15 protein-coding genes and 2 pseudogenes are annotated in these 24,976 nt (G+C 41.7%); 9 read left to right on the top strand and 8 right to left on the bottom strand.

Annotated features, from left to right (window positions below; genetic code table 11):
* Both ALW18_15260 and ALW18_15255 read left to right on the top strand, forming a co-directional pair.
* Positions 1 to 1,449 (top strand): DNA methyltransferase, encoded by a 1,449-nt coding sequence (locus ALW18_15260; protein AOE53754.1) that lies wholly within the window; start codon positions 1 to 3, stop codon positions 1,447 to 1,449.
* Entirely contained in the window at positions 1,446 to 2,729 is a 1,284-nt protein-coding gene (locus ALW18_15255; GenBank protein ID AOE53753.1) for a hypothetical protein, read from the top strand. Before ALW18_15260 ends, ALW18_15255 begins: the two co-directional genes overlap by 4 nt.
* A 92-nt stretch (positions 2,730 to 2,821) precedes the next feature.
* Here ALW18_15255 and ALW18_15250 read toward each other — a convergent pair whose 3' ends face one another.
* Positions 2,822 to 3,046 (bottom strand): hypothetical protein, encoded by a 225-nt coding sequence (locus ALW18_15250; protein AOE54440.1) that lies wholly within the window; start codon positions 3,044 to 3,046, stop codon positions 2,822 to 2,824.
* A 598-nt stretch (positions 3,047 to 3,644) separates the two neighbouring features.
* Between ALW18_15250 and ALW18_15245 the strand changes: the two genes are divergently transcribed.
* The 3 genes from ALW18_15245 to ALW18_15235 are packed head-to-tail and all read left to right on the top strand — an operon-like array spanning position 3,645 to position 10,580.
* The gene (locus ALW18_15245) at positions 3,645 to 6,665 is read left to right on the top strand and encodes a TonB-dependent receptor (GenBank protein ID AOE53752.1); all 3,021 of its coding nucleotides are present in this window, start codon (positions 3,645 to 3,647) and stop codon (positions 6,663 to 6,665) included.
* Between the two features lie 11 nt (positions 6,666 to 6,676).
* Positions 6,677 to 8,056, top strand: a complete 1,380-nt coding sequence (locus tag ALW18_15240) for a hypothetical protein (protein ID AOE53751.1) — start codon at positions 6,677 to 6,679, stop codon at positions 8,054 to 8,056.
* A gap of 1 nt (position 8,057) precedes the next feature.
* Positions 8,058 to 10,580, top strand: coding sequence for a hypothetical protein (locus tag ALW18_15235; GenBank protein ID AOE53750.1), 2,523 nt, complete (start codon positions 8,058 to 8,060; stop codon positions 10,578 to 10,580).
* Between the two features lie 369 nt (positions 10,581 to 10,949).
* On the opposite strand, the gene ALW18_15230 is transcribed toward ALW18_15235, so the two are convergent.
* From ALW18_15230 to ALW18_15220, 3 genes are all read right to left on the bottom strand, one after another.
* Positions 10,950 to 12,452, bottom strand: coding sequence for a hypothetical protein (locus ALW18_15230; GenBank protein AOE53749.1), 1,503 nt, complete (start codon positions 12,450 to 12,452; stop codon positions 10,950 to 10,952).
* Positions 12,453 to 12,543: 91 nt separating this feature from the next.
* Complete coding sequence (locus ALW18_15225; GenBank protein ID AOE53748.1) at positions 12,544 to 13,545, bottom strand: hypothetical protein; 1,002 nt, start codon at positions 13,543 to 13,545, stop codon at positions 12,544 to 12,546.
* Positions 13,546 to 13,626: 81 nt separating this feature from the next.
* On the bottom strand, positions 13,627 to 13,911 hold the full coding sequence (locus ALW18_15220; GenBank protein AOE53747.1) for a hypothetical protein: 285 nt from the start codon (positions 13,909 to 13,911) through the stop codon (positions 13,627 to 13,629).
* A gap of 454 nt (positions 13,912 to 14,365) precedes the next feature.
* Here ALW18_15220 and ALW18_15215 point away from each other — a divergent pair, with 454 nt between their 5' ends.
* From ALW18_15215 to ALW18_15205, 3 genes are read left to right on the top strand one after another with little or no spacing between them, the layout of a single operon-like run.
* Positions 14,366 to 14,767 carry a hypothetical protein gene (locus ALW18_15215; protein AOE54439.1) on the top strand — a complete coding sequence of 134 codons (402 nt, stop codon included), beginning with the start codon at positions 14,366 to 14,368 and terminating at the stop codon, positions 14,765 to 14,767.
* Entirely contained in the window at positions 14,752 to 16,020 is a 1,269-nt protein-coding gene (locus ALW18_15210; protein ID AOE53746.1) for a hypothetical protein, read from the top strand. The genes ALW18_15215 and ALW18_15210 overlap by 16 nt, the downstream gene beginning before the upstream one ends.
* 26 nt (positions 16,021 to 16,046) lie before the next feature.
* On the top strand, positions 16,047 to 18,029 hold the full coding sequence (locus ALW18_15205) for a conjugal transfer protein TraG (GenBank protein AOE53745.1): 1,983 nt from the start codon (positions 16,047 to 16,049) through the stop codon (positions 18,027 to 18,029).
* 246 nt (positions 18,030 to 18,275) lie between these two features.
* Here the strand turns inward: ALW18_15205 and ALW18_15200 are convergent.
* From ALW18_15200 to ALW18_15185, 4 genes and pseudogenes are all read right to left on the bottom strand, one after another.
* Positions 18,276 to 19,331 (bottom strand): annotated as a pseudogene (locus ALW18_15200) (hypothetical protein).
* Between the two features lie 7 nt (positions 19,332 to 19,338).
* On the bottom strand, positions 19,339 to 20,193 hold the full coding sequence (locus tag ALW18_15195) for a metallo-beta-lactamase (GenBank protein AOE53744.1): 855 nt from the start codon (positions 20,191 to 20,193) through the stop codon (positions 19,339 to 19,341).
* 205 nt (positions 20,194 to 20,398) lie between these two features.
* Positions 20,399 to 23,062 carry a hypothetical protein gene (locus tag ALW18_15190; GenBank protein AOE53743.1) on the bottom strand — a complete coding sequence of 888 codons (2,664 nt, stop codon included), beginning with the start codon at positions 23,060 to 23,062 and terminating at the stop codon, positions 20,399 to 20,401.
* A gap of 391 nt (positions 23,063 to 23,453) precedes the next feature.
* Positions 23,454 to 23,759 (bottom strand): annotated as a pseudogene (locus tag ALW18_15185) (hypothetical protein).
* Positions 23,760 to 24,549: 790 nt separating this feature from the next.
* Here ALW18_15185 and ALW18_15180 point away from each other — a divergent pair.
* Entirely contained in the window at positions 24,550 to 24,951 is a 402-nt protein-coding gene (locus tag ALW18_15180; protein ID AOE53742.1) for a hypothetical protein, read from the top strand.
* Positions 24,952 to 24,976: the final 25 nt, after the last annotated feature.

Here is a 24,976-nt window from a genome sequence, read left to right as displayed (position 1 = left end):
ATGACAAACACAATTGTACAAAAAATATGGAATTTTTGCAACACGCTTCGTGATGATGGTTTAGGTTATAATGATTATTTGGAACAACTGACATATCTGCTCTTTTTAAAAATGGCAGATGAAAATAAATCTAAATATGATTTACCTGAAATTTGCAATTGGCAACTTCTTGTTAAAAACGACGAAGGTGACTTGTTATTTCAATACGAACAGATATTAAAAACATTATCAGCATCTGGCGGCATGCTTGAAAAAATTTTTATCGGTGCTCAAAATAAGATTAGCGATTCCTCAAAACTTCGAAAATTAATACTTCTCATAAATGAAGACAATTGGTCTTCAACTGAAGTGGACGTTAAAGGCGAAATATACGAAGGCTTACTTCAAAAAAATGCTGAAAATAGTGGTGCGGGACAATACTTTACTCCTCGTGCCGTAATTCAAACAATAATAGAATGCATCGATCCTCAGCTGGGGGAGACAATCGCCGATCCATCTTGCGGGACTGGGGGATTCTTTCTTGGCGCATTACAGTACATAAATAATACTACGCCAAGTTCTGCTGAAGATGATTTTCTTAAATTTGATACATTTCATGGTTGGGAAATTGAGCGATCAACTGCTCGATTATGCTTAATGAATCTATATCTGCATGGTATCGGGGATTTAAAGAACACTCCTGATATACAAGTAACAGACAGCCTAAAAGAAACGGATGCAAAAAAAGTTAAAATTGTTTTAGCAAATCCTCCTTTTGGAAAAAGCAGTAGCGACGTTCCAACCAATGATAAAGAATTATCAAAAAAAGAGGGTTACATATATAGAAGTGATTTCTGGACTACCACAAGCAATAAACAACTTTCTTTTTTACAACATATCTATAGTATGCTTGAAGAAAATGGTAGGGCTGCTGTAGTCTTACCTGACAACGTATTATTTGAAGGTGGGGCTGGAGAAAAAATCCGCAAAAAACTGCTATCTCAAGCTAATTTACATACTATATTGCGTTTACCAACCGGCATCTTTTATGCCCATGGAGTAAAAGCTAATGTCTTATTTTTTACTAAAAAAGAATTATCGAAAACTCCAGCGACTGAAAGGATATGGTTCTATGATTACAGAACTAATATTCATCATACATTAAAACAAAACCCATTAAAATTAAAGGATTTAGAAGAATTTAGAAAATGCTTTAACCCAACGGACATTACTAACCGTAAGGAAACATGGAATGAAGATAACCTTAATGGACGATGGAGAAAATATGAATATGATGAAATAATATCTTTAGATAAAACTTCCTTAGATATTGTTTGGTTACAAGATAATAGTTTTGATGATCTCGAAGACGCACCGTCTCCAGAATTACTTGCCTTAGATATCATAGAAAATTTAGAGGCAAGTTTGGACAGTTTTAAATCTATAATTCTATCACTTAACGCTAAATGATCGTTGATAAACTGGAGGCTCCCCTAAAGAATCTTCTTAATGAAGCCCAAGAAATATATATTGCTGTAGCTCTTCTAAAAGAATCCACACTCAATAAACTATTAAATGAAATCCCTGAGAATTCTAAAATTAAAATTATTGTCGGTATAGATTTACCTACTACCGCAGAAGTATTAGAACTATTGAAAGCTAATATGCTTGTAAATAAAAAATTACAGGCAGTACTCTACCATAATGAAGTTAGAACATTTCATCCTAAGCTATATTTAGCAAAAAATAGAAATAGTTGGTCTGCATTTATTGGATCCTCAAATCTAACTGATGGTGGCTTTAGTAATAACATCGAATTGAACTATTTAGTTAATGACGTTGACCATTGTAAAGATTTGATTACATGGTTTAACAATATTTTTAATGAGTCTTTTCCAATTGATGAATATAACATAAATGAATATAAAAAAGATAATAGAAATTCCTATCCGCTGACTCATAATATCAAGTTTAAATTTAAAAAGAAGAAGTCAAATCCCTTAGAAAATATAGATTTTTCAAATAGATTTTTCAAATTTGAACATCACTGGGCATTTAGAAAGGAAATATGGTTAGACAATTCACTTTCTGCCAATAAAGAAAGGAAGGGTGTAGAGGGGCGTTTATTGGAACTACATAACATGATTTATCATGCTTTTAAAAAGAATGGATTGGAAATTTTACACTCAAACACTGATGGAAATATTGTTTCCAGACATCATCAGATAAATGAATTATCTCCGAGGAGATTGAATGCAATGTGGTTAAGTTACGGTAAATCTCAACCTGAAATAAAGAAATATCAAAATTATTTTAGCGACAAAGAGCAGCGTGATCTTCAAACATTTATTCATCATTCAAGATTACAAATTCGAATAGAACTTACAACTATAGGAATTTGGCTATTATTTGGAAAAGAAAATAAGGGAAGCCTTTTTGACAGGGATTACTTTAAGAATAATATGAATGATCTAACTTATAGAAACTCTTTCTTCAACAAATTGACTTGTCTTCCTCCTGAATACTGGATTTTAGTAAATGATAATAAACGTCTTTGTAAATCATTTGTATCTCAAGAAGACCTACATGCTTTTTGTAAGCAAGATAACATTGAAAAGTATTTCATTATAGGGAGGGATTATGAAATTACAAACTTGGAGATGTCTGATAGTAATTTGCCAACTGAGGTTTTAACAGTTTTTAAATTACTTATGCCCTTATATAAAATGATGCGCCACAAACCTTTCTAAAATCATATAGGTGATACACTCTGTCCCACATAAGTTTCCTTGATAAAAGAAATCAAAAACATTTAGAAAATTACTTAGTGTAATATGTTCCTTTAAAGACCTATTTCTTTAAAAAAATCTGAAAGCTTTATTTCCCTTGCTTCACAAATTTTGTTCAATGTTTCTATCCCAATTTTATAATTGTCTTTTGAGTCGGCTATTCGACGTGCAGTTTTTTCGTCAATACCATGATCCACTGCAAAGCTACGTATTGATTTAGCGCCCTCGATCCATTTGGAGGCGATAAATTTATTTATTTGCTGGTGGATATTGACCATATAACAAATTAACAGCCTTAATAAGAAATATTTGCGGATAGAAATCCGCGTTATAAAAATTTTCATTATGTTTGCGTTTATAATATATTTGCGATACTTCAATTTCGACATATGAAGCATTCGCTTTGATATCCGCCTTCAAAAACTGGTACTTTTTAGCGCGCGGAAAGATAAGTGTAAATGCTCACGCCAAATATGGCGTGGGCTCACTTATTGCGCGCCGGTATACCAGTACCTTGAAGGCAGTAGGTGAGTTTAAACCCACGCCTCTTTTTTTAAGGGAAATAACTTCATCTTTGATTCTAAGCAACCGCTTTTAAAGTTTCGCAATCCATTTATAAGATTAGTCACTGTGTTGATTGGCATAGTCCTGCGCCCGACCCGTTCGAATTCACAATTGGTTTAGTAACCTTGGAGGGAAAGGTGCAGGATGTTTTAGATGATTGTATAATAAATACCTGAGAAAATATGGGGAAGGATAACCTACCGACTTACTAGACTATTTAACAAGAAAAGCCTTCTGATTTCCACTTGGCGGTCGAATCACAGAAGGCCTGAGCGATTAACAAATTATGTTTTATTAACCTTTACCAATATTATGAAAATTTCCGTATTGGGCAAAGGCGGGACTTTCATTTTCTTTTTTTTGATAGTGATTTGCCTCCCCCTTAAAGCCACAGCAACTTTAAAACCCGTATCTATTGCGGTTTTCCAGCAACAGGCCGTCACAGGGACGGTATCAGATATTACCGGGCCAATGCCCGGGGTAAGTGTCATACTGAAAGGCACCCACACCGCAACAGTGACCGACCTGCAAGGTCATTTTTCGATACAGGCACAAACGGGTAACACGCTGGTTTTTGAATACCTGGGATATAAAAGCCTTGAAGTAGCTGTAACCGGCAACAATCTTGGTGCTATATTGCTAACTGAAGAGGCAACCAGCCTTGAAGAGGTAACAATAAATGCAGGGTACTATTCGGTATCACAGCAGAAAAGTACCGGCAGCATTGCCAAAATAACGGCAAAAGATATCGAAAAGCAGCCCGTTACTAACATGCTGGCCACACTACAGGGCCGGATGCCCGGTGTACAGGTTACCCAGGAAAGCGGGATGCCCGGTGGGGCATTTCAAATAAGGATCAGGGGCCAGAACAGCTTACGCCCCGATGGTAATAACCCTCTATATATCATTGACGGGATTCCCTATGCTTCAGACCCTATCGGATACAGTCAAACTTCATCCGCCACTCCAAGTGTTACCAGCCCCCTCAACAGTATAAACCCATCCGATATACAAAGCATAGAAGTGCTTAAGGATGCAGATGCAACGGCCATTTACGGTTCCAGGGGTGCTAATGGCGTAGTATTGATTACAACTAAAAAAGGCAAAGCAGGCAAGACAACGGTAAGTGTGAACTCCTATACAGGCGCTGGTTCAGTAGTTAACTTCGTTGACCTTATGAAAACCGGGCAATACCTGGCGATGAGAAGGCAGGCCTATGCCAATGACGGCATAAGCAGCTATCCCGCCACCGCATACGATGTCAACGGTACATGGGATCCCAACCGCTACACCGACTGGCAGGAGGAGCTCATAGGCGGGACAGCGCGAATAAACAGCACTCAGGTGGCGCTTTCCGGCGGCTCGGAATCGACCCAGTTTCTAATCAGCGGTACCTATTACAAAGAGTCCACAGTTTTTCCGGGCAGTTTTGGCTACCAAAAAGGAAGCCTGCACTATAACCTGAACCATACTTCACAAAACGGTAAGCTCAAAGCCAGCCTAACCGGGAGTTATATCGCGCAGAATAATCACCTGCCCTCAACCGATCTCACCAGTATATCGCGCAGTATTGCACCAAACGCTCCTGCGTTATACGATGCTGACGGTGAGCTGAACTGGGAGGGCGGAACCTTCAACAATCCTTTAGCCGCATTGCGCAGCCAGGTCTTTACAAGGACTTATGACGTAGTAACCAACGGGCTGATCTCCTATAACCTTCTAAAAGGGCTTGAGGCGAAGGTCAGTATGGGGCTCACCAACCTGCAGACTACCGAACTCCGTACGCTGCCCTCTACAATGTATGACCCCGCCTACGGCGTAGGTAGCGGTGATTCAATGCTGATGTCAAACCTGACCAATCGCCGCTCGTGGATTGTGGAACCGCAATTGAATTATCATATGGAAATTTTAGGAGGTGAGTTAACCGCCCTTGCCGGGGCAACGTTCCAACAGCTAAACAGTAATGCCCTCTACCAACGTGGTTATGGCTTTACCAGTAACAGTCTTATTAAAGACCTGGCCTCTGCCAACCAGACCTTGGTATTGGGAAGCAACCAGAGTATCTATAAATATGCCGCAGTATTTGGCAGGCTCAATTATAGCTGGGCTGATAAATACATTCTGAATGTAACCGGAAGGCGTGACGGCTCCAGCCGTTTTGGCCCCGGCAGTCAGTTTGCAAACTTTGGTGCTGTTGGAGCTGCATGGATATTTTCCCGTGAGAATTTCATTGGACCGGATAATAAGGTTGTAAGTTTCGGCAAGCTCAGGGCCAGTTATGGCACCACGGGCAACGATCAGATTGGCGACTATCAATTCGTCGATACTTATGCTTCCACTGGTGTCCCTTATCAGGGGACAATCGGTCTTACACCGACAAGGCTCTACAATCCTGATTTTGGATGGGAAATCAATAAAAAACTTGAGTTTGCCCTGGAGGCTGGTTTTCTTAACGACCGCATTTTCCTAACGGCCGCCTACTACCGCAACCGTTCCTCCAATCAATTGGTGGGCATACCTTTGCCCGGGACGACAGGCTTCACATCCATTAATGCCAACCTGGATGCTACCGTACTGAATAAAGGTTTTGAGTTCACCCTGCGTACAGAAAACATAAAATCGCCGTCCTTAGAGTGGACATCAAGCTTTAATGTATCACTGGCACGGAATAAGTTGCTTTCCTTTCCCGGCCTTGCCGGATCATCTTATGCCAATACCTACATAATAGGCAAGCCTATAACCATATCAAGGCTTTACAACTATACCGGGGTGAATCCTTCCACCGGGCTGTACACCTTTTCAGACGTTAACGGTGACGGGGTGATCAGTTACGACAAAGACCGCTCAGTTGCTGCCGACCTTACACCGGAATTCTTTGGGGGATTTCAGAACCAGCTACGCTATAAATCATGGAGCCTTGATTTTCTGCTGCAATTTACCAAACAGAAAAACTTTGATTTCGACGCCGGTGTTCCGGCAGGACAGATGTACAACCAGCGTAATGATGCCGACAATGCCTACAACCCATCCACAGGTGTAGGCCAGCACCAGGTCCTTACTTCGGGGGCCAACGGTGACGCTATACAGTCGTACTATAATTACAGCTCAAGTAATGCGATGATAGTAGACGCCTCATATATACGGCTTAAGAATATCTCCCTGAGCTACAGGCTTCCATCAGAATTTATTCCCGGAATTTCCTGCAGGCTTTACGCCCAAGGGCAGAACGTGTTGACCTTTACGCCATACAAAGGGGCGGATCCCGAATTCAGGACCGCGGGTTTTCTACCCCCACTGAAAGTATATAGCGCAGGTATAGATATCTCATTTTAAAAAAAATACTTATGAAAAAAATAAATTTTAGAACAGTAGTAATTACATATGCATCTTTCTGTGTGATGTTGCTTGTTTCATGCAGCGATTTTGTCGAGGTAGATCTTCCCCCGTCACAACTAACCAGCCAAACGGTCTTTGAAGACCCCACCACAGCAAATGCAGCGATTAGCTCCATATATGCGGGAATGCGTGATGCGGGCCTTTTCAGCGGTAACCTCGGTGGTTTGAGCAACAATATGGGCCTCTATGCAGACGAACTAGATTTTTACAGGCAGGATATTAACTACCTGTATCAAAATGCATTGTTTTCCTCACAAAGCGATGCCAAATTCTATTGGAATCAGGGATATAGCTTTATATTCTCAGCCAATGCGGTCATCCAGGGCGTTACAAATGCTCAGGCACTTACCACTGCCGAGCGCAACAGGATGTTGGGTGAAGCTTTATTTATAAGGGCATTTGTACATTTTTACCTCAATGAAATGTATGGAGGCGTACCGTATGTGAAAACAACTGATTATACTGTCAACCGCTCCCTCAGCAGGCTTAGTTATGAAGAGGCATTGGCAAAGGTCCGTGAAGACCTTATTAATGCGATTGCGCTACTGGAAGGCAATGGGATGCCCTCAGAGCGTACAAGGCCCGGAAAAACGGCGGCAATGGCCCTACTAGCACGCGCCAGCTTGTATGCAGGATTGTGGGAGGAAGCTTCCTTATATGCTACCGCAGTTATTGATGATCCGGCCATGCAGTGGGTTGACGACTTAAGCCTTTTATTCCTAAAGGATAGTCCTGCAACAATATGGCAGTTTAGCCCCGCAACATCAGCTTTCAACACCCTTGAGGCCGACCTGTTCATCTTCGAATCCGGTCCGCCGCCAACCATGGCACTCACACCATCACTGATTGCCGCTTTTGAAAGTGGCGACCAGCGCAGGGAGGTGTGGATCCGTGAAATAACCGACGGAACATCGCTTTGGTACCATCCCTACAAATACAAGCTGCGTAGCGGGTCCGGCTCCCAATTAGAATATTCCATTGTCCTTAGGCTCTCCGAACAATTCCTTATCCGGGCCGAAGCTCGGACAAAGCTTGGGGATGTGGCCGGCGGACTTGAAGACCTAAATAAAATTCGTACAACAGCAGGTCTGCCCGCAACAATCACGCAGGATCAACAAGAACTCGTAGCCAAGATAATTAGGGAACGGCGCGTGGAACTCTTCACCGAATTCGGGCACCGATTTTTTGATTTGAAAAGAACCGGACAGCTGGATAGTGCCCTTCAGGGGCTTAAACCCGGTTGGAACACCACAGATGCGCTCTTCCCAATACCGGCAGATGAACTCTCATTAAATCCAAACCTAAGTCCCCAAAATCCCGGATATTAAAATGCTTACCCTTAGAAACATCCTATTACCTGTTTTATGCAGCTTCCCCTTTACTGGGCAAGCGCAGCAGGTAAAATCCCATGCAACACCGGAGGATTACGGGCGATTTAGCCGTCTTTCCCTCTCAGCGGTCGCTCCCGAAGGCGACTGGGTAAGCTACCACCTGGCGTATAAAGATGCCGACACATTATTTTTAAAGTCATCCCCAGGCAAAACCCTGTATGCCTTGCCCGGTGGCAGACAGCCGTCCTTTCTCGATGCAGAAACATTCGTAGTACAGTTACCTGAAAACAATTTACGGATTATTAATCTTAAATCAGGGAAAACGTTCACACGGGAGCACATTATCTCTTATCACCTTATACCGGGTCGCACCGTGATTATTGCCCTTGAAAGCGAAGCAGATAACAGTAACTGCCTGCATCTTATTAATACAAAAAATGGTCATATCCAGACAACGCTCAAAGGTGTGTTGGACTTTAAGTACAACGAAAGGACTGGAAAACTGGCTTACGTATGCTCCATGGGCAATGCCCAGTCGCTGAAGCTACTAAACCTTAATGGGAATGCGGAACAAACCGTGTATAGTACCAGCGGAAAAGTCTCATTACTTTCCTGGCAGCAGGACGGCAGACACCTTGGGTTTGCATCAAAGGCGACAGACGGTACAGGAGAAGTTCATCTTTATAACCTGGGACAGCAAAGACTTTATTCAATAAACCCCGCACAGTACGGTACACAATTAAGTTCCGTGGAAAGTGTAACTGTCAATCCGCAGGGCACGCTACTGTTTACAACTACACCGCAAGGCAATACCAGTAAACGGTCGCAGCCTGAAGTATGGCACGCAGGTGACAGCATGCTTGTTACGTTACAAAACAGTATGGGAGACTATTCTAAAAAAGAACTGTTATCCTGGATCCCGGGTAGTGGCATAATGAGGATAAATTCTGAGGTCTTGCCCATCTACCAATATACCGGTAAGCAGGATTATGTGCTGTTGCGAAACACCGGTTTTAATGCTGCGGATTCGCTGCTGTATCCCATTACCGACTTCTATATTGCTGATGTCCTGTCAGCGAAGAAAAAGGTACTGGTGAAAAGCCTTTCTACTGATCCTGGTTTTCTCTCAGTATGCCCATTAAATAATAACATAGCATTCTATACTATGGGCAACTGGCAGTTGTACAACCCTGAATCCGGCGCGCTCCTTAACCTGACCGGCCAGATGACAACCAAGTGGGATACCAACGGAACCAACGCACTGCCACCGGCACACCCCTTTGGGCTTGCAGGATGGACAGCCGATGGCAAGGGTGTCTACCTTTACGATGAATACGATATTTACCTGGCAACCGCTCAGGGAAAATGCAAGAGGCTAACCCAGGGGCATAGCAAAGGGATTGTATACAGATTGATTTCTCAGGGATCAGTAAATAGTTTTGACCCTAAAAAGGTGTTATATGTTGTGGGTACCTCAGAAAAGGATAACAGCGAATCGTACTATATGCTTTTGCCATCCGGTAAACTGAAAATTATTGATTCGCAGAAAGGACATGTGCGGCAACCCATATGTTCCCGCTCAGGTATTGTGTATATCTATGAGCGGTTCGATACGCCACCGTGCATCAAAATGGGAAATGGGCATAGTACTGCCCAAACTATTTTTAAGTCCAACAAGGTACAGGATCAATTCCTATGGGGAAAATCAGAACTAATCACATACGAAAATACAAGCGGGCAGATCATGAAAGCGGCGCTATTTTATCCTGCCGGGTATACACCCGGAAGCAAGTATCCAATGGTCACATTTGTATATCAAAATATGTCCGACCGCTTACATCACTATGAAGTCCCGTGGGATGAAAATGGGATAGGGATAAATATAGCACGCTTTACCTTAAACGGATACATAGTATTGCTACCCGACATTTATTACCGGACGGGTGCTCCCGGAATTTCAGCTCTTGAATGCGTCACTGCCGCAGCCCAAAAAGTAATTGATATGGGTGTTGCTGATCCTGGACGACTCGGCCTAATAGGAACTTCCTTTGGAGGGTATGAGACAGCATACATAATCTCTGGGACAAACATGTTTGCAGCCGCTGTTAGCGGGTCTATGATAAGCGACCTGACAGCATCCTATTTTTCAGTTGGCCAGCAGATTTTACTGCCGGAGCTTTGGCGCTACGAAACACAAATATTCCGCATGGGAAAATCCTACTTCAATGACAGGGATAACTATCTGTTGAACTCGCCGTTGCACCATGCCGATAAAATTACTACCCCGTTACTGCTATGGTGTGGAAAAGATGATCCCGTAGTGCCTTGGACACAAAGCTTATCGCTCTATTTGGCACTACGAAGGTTAAAACGGCAGGCAGTGATGTTAGCCTATGCCGGGGAATCGCACGCTTTGGTCGATGATAAAAACCAAACCGACCTATCAGATCGCGTCCTTTCATGGTTTGGCTACCATCTGAAAAATGAACCGGCGGATTGGATTACAGATAAGAAAATGTAAAATAAAACAGGCAGCATTGAGCTGCCTGTCTTTTTTATGGACGATATAGGAGTATACTACAATCTGTCGCCGATGCAGGCCTGTTGTAGACCTGCCAGTTGGTCGTTCCATCATTAAACATGCACGGTTGCCCCGGCGTGGTGGTGCAATTCACATTCACCGCCTGGCAGCTTGAGGCCAATGGTTTGTGTATATAATAAGTAGTTTGCACTTCTTCAGCATCACTCTTATTGTTATTTGTCGCTACTGCCCCGGCACTGGCCAGGACAAATGCTGCTGCTGAAAGCAGCGCTGGTTTTAAAAAAGTTTTCATAATAATAAAAATTTAGTTGAGATCTACTCTTTTACAGGTTTTCGATCATTCCCCTGCTATCGGCCGATAGTTTTTGGTTTAATATTGATCACTTTCTTGATGGGCTTACCCCAGGGGTAAAAATGCAACTTGTTCCCGGTTATCGTATACAGGCCATTCTGGTCTGCTATAAAATACTGGAAAGGTTTACCATCTTTGTTATATACATAGAAACTGGAAACATATTCATTTTTAACAATATCATAGAGGTCTATCACAGATGCTTGCTGCCATACCTCAGGGGGCTCATAACGGCCCCTTAGACCCGACCGTACAAAAAGCAGGTTACCGTAGACAGCTGTAGTTTTATTTACCGTAAGAGGGGGGCGCGCCAGTTTTACATCGCCCGTACTTTTAATCTTTACAATCTTAAGTTGGGCTTTGCTGACTGTATCTATGGTTTTGCCTCTGTAGAGCAGGTTCAAATCGCCATCAGCCACCAGGAATTGGTTGCGGTAATAGTAGGTGTAGACAAACCGGTCCAATGGTCGGCTGTAAAGCAGCATCCCTTCGGTATCAAAGACTCCATCAATTTGCTTTTCTAAAAAAGCATCCTTCGGGATAATTTCCTCGCCACTTTTGTTGTTTAACAAAAGTAATTGGTGCTCTCCTGAACCTGGCAGCTGCCCCCGAATTGCGAAGGTATTGTCCCTTAATGCAGCAGCTTTAGTAAACCTTCGTGGTCCTTTATATACCTCCGTGGTAAGGCCATCTTTCAGATCGCCTTTGTAGATTGTTGGGACACTGCCATCAAAAAGATAGAAATATGGTGGGGCAACATTTAAGCTCAGGGACTTAAACGTATGTCTGGCATCTTCAATGGAAACTTTAAAATCCTGCCGTTGTAATGCATTATTGTAAGAGAGAAAATAAAGGGGAGAATCAAGATTACCCAAATACACCTCACCATTGCCAAAGCCCGAAAAATAAAAGTTGGGATTTGGTAACAATGCTTCACGGCCTTCTGCTATCGACAAGGGTATAAAACGCCTGACAAAGGGATTTTCCTTGGCAATAAGTTCACCGGACAATATGTAGCCGCCAATAACTATAAATGTTCCGGTAATGGCCGGTGCGCAAATGCGAAGCATGATATTTTTTACACTGGCTTCCAGTAGCAATGCTACTGCGCCAACTGCTACGAAGGCTAAATTAAATATAAGATGCTCGTTCCATCCCATTCCTTCCAGGACGCCACCACACGAACAAGGGACATAAGGGCTATAGGTCAGTATGAAATAAATGTAAGTACTAAACATGACCATAATTCCAAAGCCTACACTAAGTGCTGTTATCCGGGTCCGCCTAAAACTAAGGAGCAGCGCAACAAGTAATTCCGTTCCCGGCACCAGTACCGCCAGCCAATCCGCGAAAGCGCTTAGTAGCGGCGATTGTCCTAGCTGTGTCCTAAAATTCTCAAAATCCAGTAGCTTCGATACGGCAGCGTAAACAAAAAGGAGGATGTATAGAAAGGATACTGTTTTTAAGGCAGCTTCCCGTAGCGCGGGTATACGGCTCATGGCATGTCAGTTTTAGTATTGTGAAATTGGCAAATATTACGACCTATCGAACTGACATTCAGGAATAAAAAAGGGTCAATCAGGAATTATTCTAATCGTTTGTCTCCCGAGCCTTGGCAGGGCTGATACCATACCGCTTTCTAAAAGCCTTGGCAAAACCGGAATAATCTTCGAATCCGCATAGGTGTACTATCTCTGATAGCGGTATTGCTGTCTGCTTCAGAAGCAAGATCGCCCTTTCAAGGCGTACCTGCGAATAGTGTTGGTAAATGCTGGTGCCGAAGCGCTTTTTGAATTCCTTTTTTAATTCGAATTCATTGGTGCCAAATCGCCTGGCGAATTCATGCGCCGTTGGCAGCAATCCCTCTTGGTGTGCCAAAATAAAATCATATACCTGCTGTGCGGCTGTTATGCTTTTTACAACAGGTTCCCCCTTATCCAGCATTTGCCCTGGCACTACAGGCTTTAGGCTGAAGAGACTGACTATATAATCATATTTGCCATAGCGAAGCAGATCAATGAAGCATTCTGCGCTAAGTTGCGTTTTGTCAGGTGTCTCAAAGGTCAACTTCAGTAATTTTGGATGGCTTTTTTTGTCTTGTTGCATGGCATTCACAGCCTTTATAAAATCAACCTGCGAGGAGGGCACCAGATAGGAATTGAAATCGCTTCGGTACATGGATACCTCAGAGTACCCGAAATATGAAGCCGTCGTACTTCCCATTGCCTGGATTATAAAGTCAGCATCCAATACAACTATTCCATGCTGGATAATTCCAAATCTTTTCCGAGGGTGTACCAGCGCCTTATGCAGTAACAAGGTACGTAGCTCTTCCGAAAGCAATTGGGTAAGTTCACGGATGGGGGCGGAAGTGTTTTCCATCACGTTTGTATTGGAACTTTTCTGTTCAGGTACAACAGCATTCCATTGACCCAACACCAATTCCAAAAGGAATTTGAATAACAATTCGTTCTCGTCTCTTCTTTCCGCTTTCATACCGTTAGCATTAAGTTGCAGCCCGGGTATAAGGGCAGCGCGGCCGGATAGTGTATTATAGTAAATAGCACCACCGATGTTGCGCCCTCGACCCAAACAGCAAGGGATTAAACAATCCGCAAGGGTATAGATAAGGTGATTGACATAGCAGGCGATTACGGAGAAAAAGAGGGAAAATCAGGATTTAGGGCCAGGGTTGTTTACACTGATGAATTTTGCATTGAAAGCCGTAAGGGAAGCCTTATCTAAGAAACGTTCGCCGAGTTCTTTCATGTTTTCAAAAAATGTAGCATCAATGTGCTTTAAAAGCTCTGAGGCCGTGGTCAGTCCCGGCAGCCCCAGAATGTGGTTCAATAGCAACAGGTGCTTCCTGGCAATCCTTATGTCAACCCTTACTTCGTCTTCCATTCCCGGTGCACTTAAAAGCGTGTCGTATACGCGGCTTACTTCTTCTGCATTCATAACGATTAATTTAAGTTAATATTCTCTCACAAAGGTACGAAGCACCAGATAAACGATCCTCATCGAAATTCAGCGGGGATTGCAAATCCCTTTCCCTAGGTAGTAACTTTGCGATACGCTCTTGTTTTCACAGGTACTGTATGTAGGAATGCAAAGCACGAAATACCACTGACAGTTGTAAGCTGTCAACAGGTTTTAAAAAAGCGAAAGTGGTTAAGAGAACATCAATTTGGTGCCAGTCTTATTTAGTAATAAGAGCTTATTAATCACAGGCTATTATTATGACTTAAAAGATGCCTGCTGCCTCTGCTGCTTCTTGGGATTGCAGTGTCTTTTCGCAATCGGCCAGATGTACGGTTGTGATACAACCGGATCTGGCTGCCCTTACTCGGAACTCGTGGGCAGGGGCCGCTTAAGATGTTTTCAATGATGTTGTAATGATTAAAAAATGAAGATGATGAAAGAACCAGATTCCAAACCCTCCCGCAGCCACTGGCTTCACCTTAGACTGCATGCCGAGGAGCACGAAAAACTTGTAAGAAAATGGAAAGCCTCTACCTATCGCAAACTAAGCGAATATGCCCGCCAGAAATTGTTTGATAAGCCTGTTGCTATTATTCAGCGAAACACAACCCTTGACATGGGCCTGGAAGCCCTAGCCTCAGTACGCGAAGAGCTTAAGGCAATTGGCAATAACCTCAACCAGCTTACCCGCCAAATTAATGCAAATCCACCGGATGCGGATAGCAGGCATTGGCAGGCCAGCTTCCTGTCGGTACGTAGCGAGCTTGCTGTCAAGCTGGAAGATATCCATACCCTTATAACACAACTCTCTGTCTCATGGTTGCAGTCATAAAAGCTTCACATTCGATAAGCCGTATTTTACGCTATAATGAGCAAAAAATAACGCTGGGCGCAGCGCGTGTAATTGGCGAAAAAAATTGTCCCTTCCCTGCCAATAAAGTTGGGCTTATGTCCAAGCTAAATTACCTTCAACGCATGGCAAGCCTTAATCCCCGTGTAGCACACCCCGGCGTACATATCTCACTAAATTTCCCACCGACTGAGGACAAGCTATCCGACGCACGCCTTCTGGACATTGCCGCAGCCTATATGCAGGAGATAGGTTTTGGGAGCCAGCCGTGGATGGCATACCGTCATATGGATGCCGGGCATCCACACATACATATCGTAAGCCTTAAGATACGTACTGATGGTAGCCGCATTGACATGCATAATATGGGTAAAAACCAATCAGAAGCGGCACGAAAAAATATAGAGAAAACCTTTGGACTTACCCCGGCTGAAAAGCAAAGCCAGGTTAAGCAGTACGAACCAGAGGCCGTTGCAATTGGTAGAGTAAGCTACGGCAAAGCACCGGCCAAGAAAGCAATGTCGAATGTATTGCAATTTGCGATATCTAAATACAGCTATACTACACTTGGTGAGCTCAATGCAATCCTGGAATTGTACAACATTACCGCTGACCGGGGCAAGGTGACCTCACGCACCTTTATTGGCGAAGGACTTTTATATCGGGCAATAAACGCTCAGGCAATGCCAGTAGGGATACCGATTAAGGCCAGTGATTTTTCCTTTCCTGCGACATTAAAAGCACTCGAAAAACACTTTACCGCCAATAAAATTTCCCAGGCTAAGTCCAGTGCCGTTATACGCCTGGCTGTTGACAAAGCGATCGTAATGCATAAACCACAGTCGCTTACTGCCTTGCAAGCTATACTGAAACAATCCGGCATTGACCTTGTGATGCGGAAGGCCACCACCGGACAGGTATATGGGCTGACCTTCGTAGATCACCGGGAGCGTTGCAGTATTAATGGTAGCACCTTAGGAAAGCCATACAGTGCAAAAGGTTTATCAGAACGCCTTACGAAAAGCCTGCGGGAAACTGCCCCGGGTCAGCAACCCTCGGCATCTATTATACCGAAGCATCACACTAGCGCAGATGCACCGGCAAATACTACAAATGGCTTAACAGATCAGACCAGCCCATTGGAGGCACTTTTGACTACTGAATACACCACCGATCACCAAGGAAAACCAGTGGGGAAAAAAAAGAAAAAGAAGAAAAGAAAAGGAGGCCAATAATAAATTACGAACTTAAATTTTTTGATATGGGAACAGGAGAAAACGAGCAGGCACTGCGAAAAATAGCAGACCTCTCAAGGCTAATAAGCATCACACTGCTGGCGCTGCACTATTACCACAGCTGTTACTTGTTTTTTTACAAACTAAACATCTATAGCAGCTTTTCGGACCGAATTTTGGGACACATAGCGGAAACTGGTCTCTTCAGGCATTTTATATATGCCAAAATAGCCAGCCTAGTTTTCCTTGCGATTTCCCTATTGGGTGTAAAGGGGCGAAAGAATCAAAAGATGCGCTACCCCCGTGCGCTTAAGTATATATTTGCGGGGCTACTGTTATTCTTTTCAGGTTACTTTTTATTTGGCATTATTAACAGCTTGAACGTTCTGGCTATCTTTTATATCGGGATCACAAGCACCGGATATCTTCTCATGGTTACCGGGGGGGTATGGCTTAGCAGAATAATAAAAGACGGCTTGGATGACCGTGATGTGTTCAATCGTGAAAATGAAACATTTCCACAGGAGGAACGGCTGCTCGAAAACGAATATTCCGTCAACCTTCCGGCAGAGTACCAACTGGGAAAGAAAACAAAGCAATCCTACATAAATATTATCAATCCCTTTCGTGGCATATTGGTACCCGGAACCCCTGGTGCCGGTAAAAGCTATTTTGTGATCCGCCATGTCATCACACAGCACCTTGCTAAAGGATTCACTATGTTCGTATACGACTTTAAGTTTGACGACCTCTCACGCATCGCCTATAATGCCTGGCTAAAAAACCGCCATCGCTATAAGGCGGAATGCAAATTTTACCTTATAAACTTTGACGACCTCACCAGTACACACCGTTGCAATCCGTTGGAACCTTCCGCAATGACTGACATTACCGATGCCTCGGAATCAGCCCGCACCATTCTCATGGGGCTCAATCGCGAATGGATTAAAAAACAGGGGGATTTCTTTGTGGAATCGCCCATCAACTTTGTAACGGCTATCATTTGGTATTTAAAGAAATACAGGGATGGTGAATTTTGCACCCTGCCGCATGTTATCGAACTCATGCAGGCGGATTATAATGACCTCTTTACGCTGCTGCGCACCGAAAAGGAAATCGAGGTACTTATCAACCCCTTCGTTAACGCCTACTTGAACGATGTTATGGAGCAATTAGAGGGACAAATTGCCTCTGCAAAAGTCGCCATGGCGCGGCTGTCCTCACCACAATTGTATTATGTGCTTTCAGGCAATGACTTTACCCTTGATATAAACAACCCTGAAGAGCCCAAAGTAGTGTGTATGGGAAACAACCCTCAGAAAATACAAATATATGGCGCTGTATTGTCCCTATATGTGACCCGTCTGGTAAAACTAGTCAACAAAAAAGACCGCCTGAAAAGCAGCCTGGTCTTTGATGAATTCCCAACACTTTACCTTAACAATATGGATAGCTTAATTGCCACAGCACGCTCCAATAAAGTAGCTACCTGTCTGGGGATACAAGACTTTAGCCAGCTCCGTAAAGATTATGGCCGTGAGCAGGCAGATGTTATTGTAAACATTACCGGTAATATAATATCGGGACAGGTAAACGGCGATTCCGCAAAACAGTTATCGGAACGCTTTGGTAAAATAATGCAAAAACGACGAAGTCTTTCCATCAATAGTAACGATACATCAGTCAGTCACTCCAGGCAGTTGGACTCGGCGCTGCCACCTTCGCGAATTGCCACCTTAAGTTCAGGAGAATTTGTTGGTATCGTAGCCGATGAACCTGCCTCGCCAATTGAACTAAAGGCTTTTCATTGCAGGATACAAAATGACCATGAAGCGCTAAAAGCTGAAGAAGAAAATTATAAACAGATTGAAGCGGTACGCAAGATATCGCAAGAGCAAATACAACAGAATTACCTGCAGATCAAGCAAGATATACGCGAGATTATAAACAGTGAAATGCAACGGCTTTTGGATGATCCATCACTTAATTATCTTATTGTAAGGAAATAATATTATTTACTTGAATAATGAAGGGCAATAAAGACGCAATTGTAATTCAGTCATAGCAGAGGAATGCAATATCATATCTTCCAATAAAGACAACTTGATCGGCGTAAGATTTGTACCAATTTTACGTATGTCCTCTAGTCTTTTACCATTAACGCAGCCTTCTTCAATAAATTTAGCCCTAACGCGCTCATTGAGGTGCTCTATTATCTTACTTTTATAATTTTTAGGGTTGTCAATCCATTCACTATTTAAGTCATGGGCAGCGATAGTTTCCTTTTGTACATTACCAGCAACCAAATTACTAAAAAAGCTATTAACGCACTGGTCGATATCCCACCCTAAAGATAAATAGGCTATCTCCCTGCCATGGTTCGTGCTGAAAATACTCTGCATCATCTGGAAGTTTTTAATCCGATGCATAAAAGCCTCTACAGTCCGTAACAGTAAAGTAAATGTGTTATTATACGCTTTTTGGAAAGGTAATTTGTTTCCCGCATCACTAACCAACACAATCTGGCAGGCATAGGAGCTGTTGCCTTGCGTTAACTTATGTATACCTTGATTATCGTAAACACCTCCATCAATCAACTTAGGATCTACAGTTCCATATAAACTTTTATCTTTATAGTACTTTTTCTCAATAGATATTGGTGTAAAAGCAAATGGTACACAAGTGGATGCCATTACTGCGCGGCTTACTGGAAAATCATTATGAAAAAATAGAACAGGCGGATTATAATATGCATATGCAGTATCTTCCATTTTTCGCGCTGAAAAAGTAAAGTGTCTCACTGTTTCTGTGTTGGTAGCGTTTATAGCAATTTCAGGGGTATTACATAATTGCGTGAGAGTCGCATTTTTGAAAAAAAAAGCATCATACGCTTTTTCGATAATCTTACTCAGCGGCAGGAACTTAAATTGGTATCGTACAATCATAAATATGAGCAGTATTAAAGGAAGTAACGCATAAGCGGACCACGATGTAAAAGCCAGTATAAAAGGTGCAATTAATAAAAGAGCTAATGGTATCGCACCTGCTAAAAACCGCCTTGATTTCAATACGTAGCCAACAACACTTTTTTGGCTTAGACTATCTAACATCTTCTTTTCAAATTCTTCAAAGGTTCCGTTGTGTAAACAATAAGCCGCGCCTGTAATTGACCCTCCCGAAATAGTGGATAAAACATCAATCTTGTTTAATAGCCCCAAGTCATTTAACTTTTTTAAGGTTCCAATGTGAAAACCCGCAGCCCGGTAGCCCCCACCGGACAGAGCTACCCCAAATCGTTTATCTCTGACCACTTTAAATTTATTTAATTACTACCTGTAAAAATAAGCCTTCCTCATTGCGACCGAAGTCAATGTAAACCTCCCCATCTGAATTTGTTGTTAACATCTTACGCTCGGTTTTAACACCATTTTTATGAACGGTCCAGCCTCTCGATACCGAAGAATACCTGTGATTAGCGCTGGTATCACATAGGGATCCGTCGGAGACAATTGTTAATAATGGATTTGCAAGCTTTACAAAATCTTTGTGATAGGCTGATTCACGACCATGATGCGGTGCTATGAGGATATCACAATCTTCTATTGCTGCTTTAAATTCATTCCTCTTCATCAGTAAATCCAGTGAATCAAACTCATTATCTCCAGGGATGATCACTTTAATACTTTCATATTCGATTACACTCAACAAACTTTTATTATTGAGATTACCTATCAGGCTGGGGGTAGAAAACACCTTAACATTTAAACCCCCAAAGTTTTCAGGATTGGAAATAGTTGTACTTGGTCCAGATGGAACCGAGAAAAGATCATCTAACTCAAAATACTTATCATATTTTGGATTGTCTCCCTTTCGATAATTAAGCACTACTTCATCTTTAGTAAGTGAAGGTTTATGCATACTGATCACCTTAAACTTGTCTAGGTTTAAAATATCATCGATATGATCACGATGGGGATGCGTAATCATTAGGTAATTAATCGTCCTTACTCCATAATGGTCATACAATGTCTCTAGGGGACTTCTATCATCACTGTTCTCAGAATAGTCGCCACGGCCGAGGTCATATACAAGATGTTTGTTGTTCGGGGTTCGAAGATAAATAGCGTTACCGTGTTTAACGTCCCAAACGCGCATTTTTACATTTGTCATTATATAGTATAATTAGGTGATTATAAAATAATTCTTGTTGATAGTCATGCTATAGAAGACTGCAACTGTAAACGATTTTTTTAAAAAATTTAACAAATCTATTATTTCTACATTTAACCTAAAATACCTAACTATAGGTATTTAACTACTTGTTCAGTTCAATTAAAATAAAATCTATAACACTAAAATACTATGAGTTGGTCTTAATTCACTGTTTATTAACTCTTAAATACTTTTGCCGCCATAAATATTTGTTGTAGATAGGCCGTAATCCTTCAATAGAGTCTTTTGTCGAAAGCCATAGGATAACGTCCATTTTGTGCACTTTGAATGCATCCGTCTTACTGAAACTATCAAAAACTTTCAGCGCTATACTCCGAGGCATACCACTGGTAATTAATTGTATAACTACAGGGTCTTTAGTTCCCATTTCAAGATGGGTGGGTAACGCAAAAGTTGACTTATAGTTATTCTTCTGTTCCTCAGTCATCATTGAATCTAGGATGTCTACTAGTAATTTGATATATTTCAATAGCGAATATGTAATAGCTTTTGAATTTATATTAATGACTTCACGGATTACTTTATTGATTGCGCTATCCTTATTTGGATCAATGCGGTATTCTTCTTTAACCCGATCATCATAAGCAAGAAAATTAATCCTGTTATTAATAAGCTCACCCATACTTCTTCCATTGATCCAGTTTACGCTATTTTGGCACATTGTTGATTCGCTTATCCGGAATCTATCTCTTGCATAAAGTTCATCGGTGATTTTAAAGATTTCATTAAGTCTATGTATAAGTGAGTCCAGCTGCCAGTAAAAGCTATTCTGCTCGTAAGGTAAATTGGCCGCAACATCCCGCCTGTAGCCATCAAAAAAACGACTGCTGTTATGTATAACCCACGCTGATGTGCCATCATTTTTAATTCGCTCATAGAGTTCATTTTGAAGGACTGGGTCTATCGTAGGGTTAAGTTTTACCACTTCATAAGGTATAGATATTGTATTGAGTCCTGCAATGACTTCCTGCTCTATACCCAGTATAGCATCTTCACTGAAACCTTTTTTCTTAAGAAATTCTTCCAGGCTTAGCTCACCTTTCAGATATTTATGTCGAAGGCTTATTAATAGGTTACGGGTACGACTATCTTCAATCTCATGTAATGGTTTGCTAAAATCGCTAACACTAACCTCACGTAAGGTTTTCGTACTACTGGTTTCTACTTCCTTTGAATAATCACTAAGGTAATATTCTTCGGCCCACCTTTCATTATCTACAGTGATACAGAAAATAGTTCCATAGAGCGAATCTTTTATTCGTCCCGCACGTCCAATTAAGTTCCCAAATTCAAAACTTGAAAGACTTAGCCTGTTTTTCTCTGGCTTTAATATAAAAAGGTTATTTGCTGGCATATTCACTCCCTCCAGTAAGGTTGAAGTACAAAAAATCGTTTTTATATGTCCGTTTTGGAATAGGACTTCAATTTCTTTTCGGGCGAGTTCAGAAAGTTTACCATGGTGAAAAGCAACCCTTTTTTCAAGACACTGAATCAAAAGGTAACGTGGATGCACATCTTCCTTCAAATATTCTATCAAATCTTTAATTTCCTGCGGTAGCTCAATAATAGGCAATGATTGGGCATATTTGAGAGCCCAGCCTTCTGCATAGTCACTGCGGGAAGAATAAACAATATTGTTCTCTTCCGGGTTGTTGATGACCTCTTTAATTAATACTGAAAGTCCGACGCCCCTGTTATCTTCGTACAACTTTTTCAGATTTTTAGCGTACTCAGGCTGTTTTGTGATAGTATTATACGTATGATTACTTCCGTAAATTCTAAAATCAATGTTGCTGTCAGTAAGGTTTACAACTGTTTTTAACTGAAACACCGGGGAGAGCTCACTCTGTGACACTTCTCCATGTTTATTAAAAAGTTCTTTGAAAAGGTTATCCGGATTACGGATGTTAGGGCCTGCTGTGATGATTTTACTTGCTGGAAATTGCTTAGCAAGTTCACTGTATACATATTCGAATAAGTTTCCTCTCCCTTGCTCGTCCTCCACACCTTGAATTTCATCAATAAAAATAATATTAGGCTCTATAATCCGTTCATTAAGGTTCACAATCTTTATAGCCCTCTCCGGAGTGAGTACATAGATAATCTTATTATTTAACCTTTCGATGTCTGAAATGAATGCGGTCCTAATTTCAACATCATTAAGATCAACACGGAACTCTTCACTAACCTGGTTTATAAGGGCACGGGAAGGTACAATATAAAGTACGGTATATTTATCATAGACGCTAAATTGGTGTTCAATATACTTCTTGAGGATAAACGATTTTCCTGATGATGTGGGAGCAGAAACAGAGATGCTATCCTCATGAACCAAGCTTTCCCATAACTCTCGTTGAAAATCTGTCGTTAAATAAGATTTTCCTTCAATGTACAGCATATTTTGTTGCCTTTTCCTAGTCAGTTCCTGCTCCAAAAGCACATCTTCAGAGAAATGCGAAACCTGCTCCTCAGGATTTAAGGAATGTTCAGCAAAAAGTGCATTCAAAAACCGAGTTGCCGTAAGGTTCCCTACTCGTGAAAAAAGGATATAGCATATTTTCGCTATTTCTAAACGCTCAGGATAGTTAAGGTGTAAAAGAGAAGCAAGCTGCTGCACTTTTTGCTTGTGAATAAAACTAGTACTGTTACCCAGTATTGATGCCGTCCATACCGCTTTGCGCAGGGAAGTATCTTCAATAGCTATGCGCTTTACATTGTCAACATTTTGTGTAAAGAGATTAATCAACAAATTATTGATCACTGAATTAAGGACGACATCACTATAAACCGCTTCAAAATTATTCCTCATCTGTTACTTTTTGATATGAGACCCCATGTATATTATAATACATAGCATTACGGAATTTGCTAATATCATTAAACGGAAAAATAAAGAAATCGACAAATACTTTACCTACTTCAGGATATGACGCAACCTTCTTCGCTACAGCATCGAGAAAATGTTTTTTGTATTTTTGCATATAAGCCTTAAGTGCTTCCTCAAGATCTTTAGGCGTAAGGCTTTTTGTTTCAAAAGTGTTGATGCGGGCAGTATTAAACATAAGGAGCACGGGATGTACCATCACCTGCGATCTATAACGATCACTCCCCGGTGAAAGCCTCTCATACATCTCCTGATAGTCTTCGTCGTTCATCATAGTATCTCGGGCCACTATAAACTCCGTAGCATTGAATTCTGCACGTACATCTGGCGCATGGAATCTGTTCAGTGAATCTAAAGCATCTTCCAAAGCTGTACTGAAATCCTGCATGATCTTGGATTCACCAATAAATATTGCTGGTACTGCCTGTGTTGCGTTAACATTGTAATCTCCAAGAAATACACCGTCCCCACCTTTACTCTGATCTTTATAATTGGTCAGGTTAACAATTTTATGGGCTACCATTTTACTACCTAAAATACTCTCTACAATAGCAAAAAGTAAAAGTTCCCCAAATTTACCGTCCTTCTCGGGATCTTTCCTGCCGAAGAAACGTTGCGCGATTTTCTGAAAATGGCGCTCCGCGTTCTTTTGCGCAAACGCTGAGCCGTATTTATGCTCAAGATCCTGCTTTACCTGCGTTTTTTTATCCTCGCTTAATACGTAATCTGTAACCATAAATCCCAGTTCTGTAACTAGGTCGTCGCATGAAAAACTAGTTCCAGATATTTTTGGCGTGTATCCCCTGACCGTAATTTTTAATTGCTGTTCGTGGAAATGATGATCCAGTTGGCGGTCTACCCACAAAGGGTCGATCTGGATTTTATGCTCCCATGAGATTTGCGTTGCCATAAGTTAAATTATTGAAGAGAGTAATGGCAACTGTGAATTAGAGATGCCATTATTGTATTGGTTGTTAATTATGTTAAATATAATAATATTATGAATTTCCTAACAATTTTCAAGCCAAAAGTTAAAGCTGTTATATTTCACTTCAGATGGGTAATACCATAAAATTATTTCAAATTTCTATTATGTCTTGCTCCCATTAATCCCACGCTTTCACTTGGTAGCATGTAGGATATTACGGGAACGTTGAAAATTTAACCGATTAACTATTTTAAGTAAAAAATATTTCCTCCAGAAAAGGGCTAAAAAGGGCAGCTAAGCTAGCGGGGCCACTTGGCTGCATGCGCATAATGGCACCTGTAGGTGCCACCCCTTGGGACTTATAGCACTCCGCCCGCGCTGGTCTCCCGCATTACACTTGCTTTCTTTTTTTCCCTTTTTTCTTTTGGAAAAAACTTATGTGGGATTTAGGAAAGACACTGATGTATAATTTAAAATCTTCATTATGGAAATTACAGGAAGGCTTACAAGGGATGCGCAGGTGCGTAATTACAATGGAAGGGATGTAGTCCAGTTTGCACTGGCTGTAAACGAAAGCTACAAAAACAAAGAAGGCAAACGCACAGTAAAAACAGAATTCTTTAACTGTTGGTACAACCTTACAACAAAGGTTGCCCCATATATGGTTAGAGGGGGTGTTGTGGAAGTGACAGGATGGGTAAGCGCACGGGCATATACCGACAATGAAGGAAAGCCCAAAGCCTCACTCAATATAAATGTAAACCGCATCAAATTTCACGGAGGCGCAGCAAAAGACCCTGTGAAAGATACGGTAGTATACAAGGCGGAAATAGTGCAGGCGGGCGGGCAATACGCAGAACAGGAACACGACGACCTGCCATTTTAAAATCAATGTAGAATTTTTAAATCAA

The organism is Flavobacterium psychrophilum (assembly GCA_001708385.1).
GTDB lineage: Bacteria > Bacteroidota > Bacteroidia > Flavobacteriales > Flavobacteriaceae > Flavobacterium > Flavobacterium psychrophilum_A.
Note: the sequence above shows the minus strand (reverse complement) of the source record. Positions and strands in the feature narration are given on the sequence as shown.

Coding starts and splice junctions, on each gene's coding strand:
- ALW18_15260 (AOE53754.1), top strand. CDS start 1: ATGACAAACACAATTGTACAAAAAATATGGAATTTTTGCAACACGCTT.
- ALW18_15255 (AOE53753.1), top strand. CDS start 1,446: ATGATCGTTGATAAACTGGAGGCTCCCCTAAAGAATCTTCTTAATGAA.
- ALW18_15250 (AOE54440.1), bottom strand. CDS start 3,046: ATGGTCAATATCCACCAGCAAATAAATAAATTTATCGCCTCCAAATGG.
- ALW18_15245 (AOE53752.1), top strand. CDS start 3,645: ATGAAAATTTCCGTATTGGGCAAAGGCGGGACTTTCATTTTCTTTTTT.
- ALW18_15240 (AOE53751.1), top strand. CDS start 6,677: ATGAAAAAAATAAATTTTAGAACAGTAGTAATTACATATGCATCTTTC.
- ALW18_15235 (AOE53750.1), top strand. CDS start 8,058: ATGCTTACCCTTAGAAACATCCTATTACCTGTTTTATGCAGCTTCCCC.
- ALW18_15230 (AOE53749.1), bottom strand. CDS start 12,452: ATGAGCCGTATACCCGCGCTACGGGAAGCTGCCTTAAAAACAGTATCC.
- ALW18_15220 (AOE53747.1), bottom strand. CDS start 13,911: ATGAATGCAGAAGAAGTAAGCCGCGTATACGACACGCTTTTAAGTGCA.
- ALW18_15215 (AOE54439.1), top strand. CDS start 14,366: ATGATGAAAGAACCAGATTCCAAACCCTCCCGCAGCCACTGGCTTCAC.
- ALW18_15210 (AOE53746.1), top strand. CDS start 14,752: ATGGTTGCAGTCATAAAAGCTTCACATTCGATAAGCCGTATTTTACGC.
- ALW18_15205 (AOE53745.1), top strand. CDS start 16,047: ATGGGAACAGGAGAAAACGAGCAGGCACTGCGAAAAATAGCAGACCTC.
- ALW18_15190 (AOE53743.1), bottom strand. CDS start 23,062: ATGAGGAATAATTTTGAAGCGGTTTATAGTGATGTCGTCCTTAATTCA.
- ALW18_15180 (AOE53742.1), top strand. CDS start 24,550: ATGGAAATTACAGGAAGGCTTACAAGGGATGCGCAGGTGCGTAATTAC.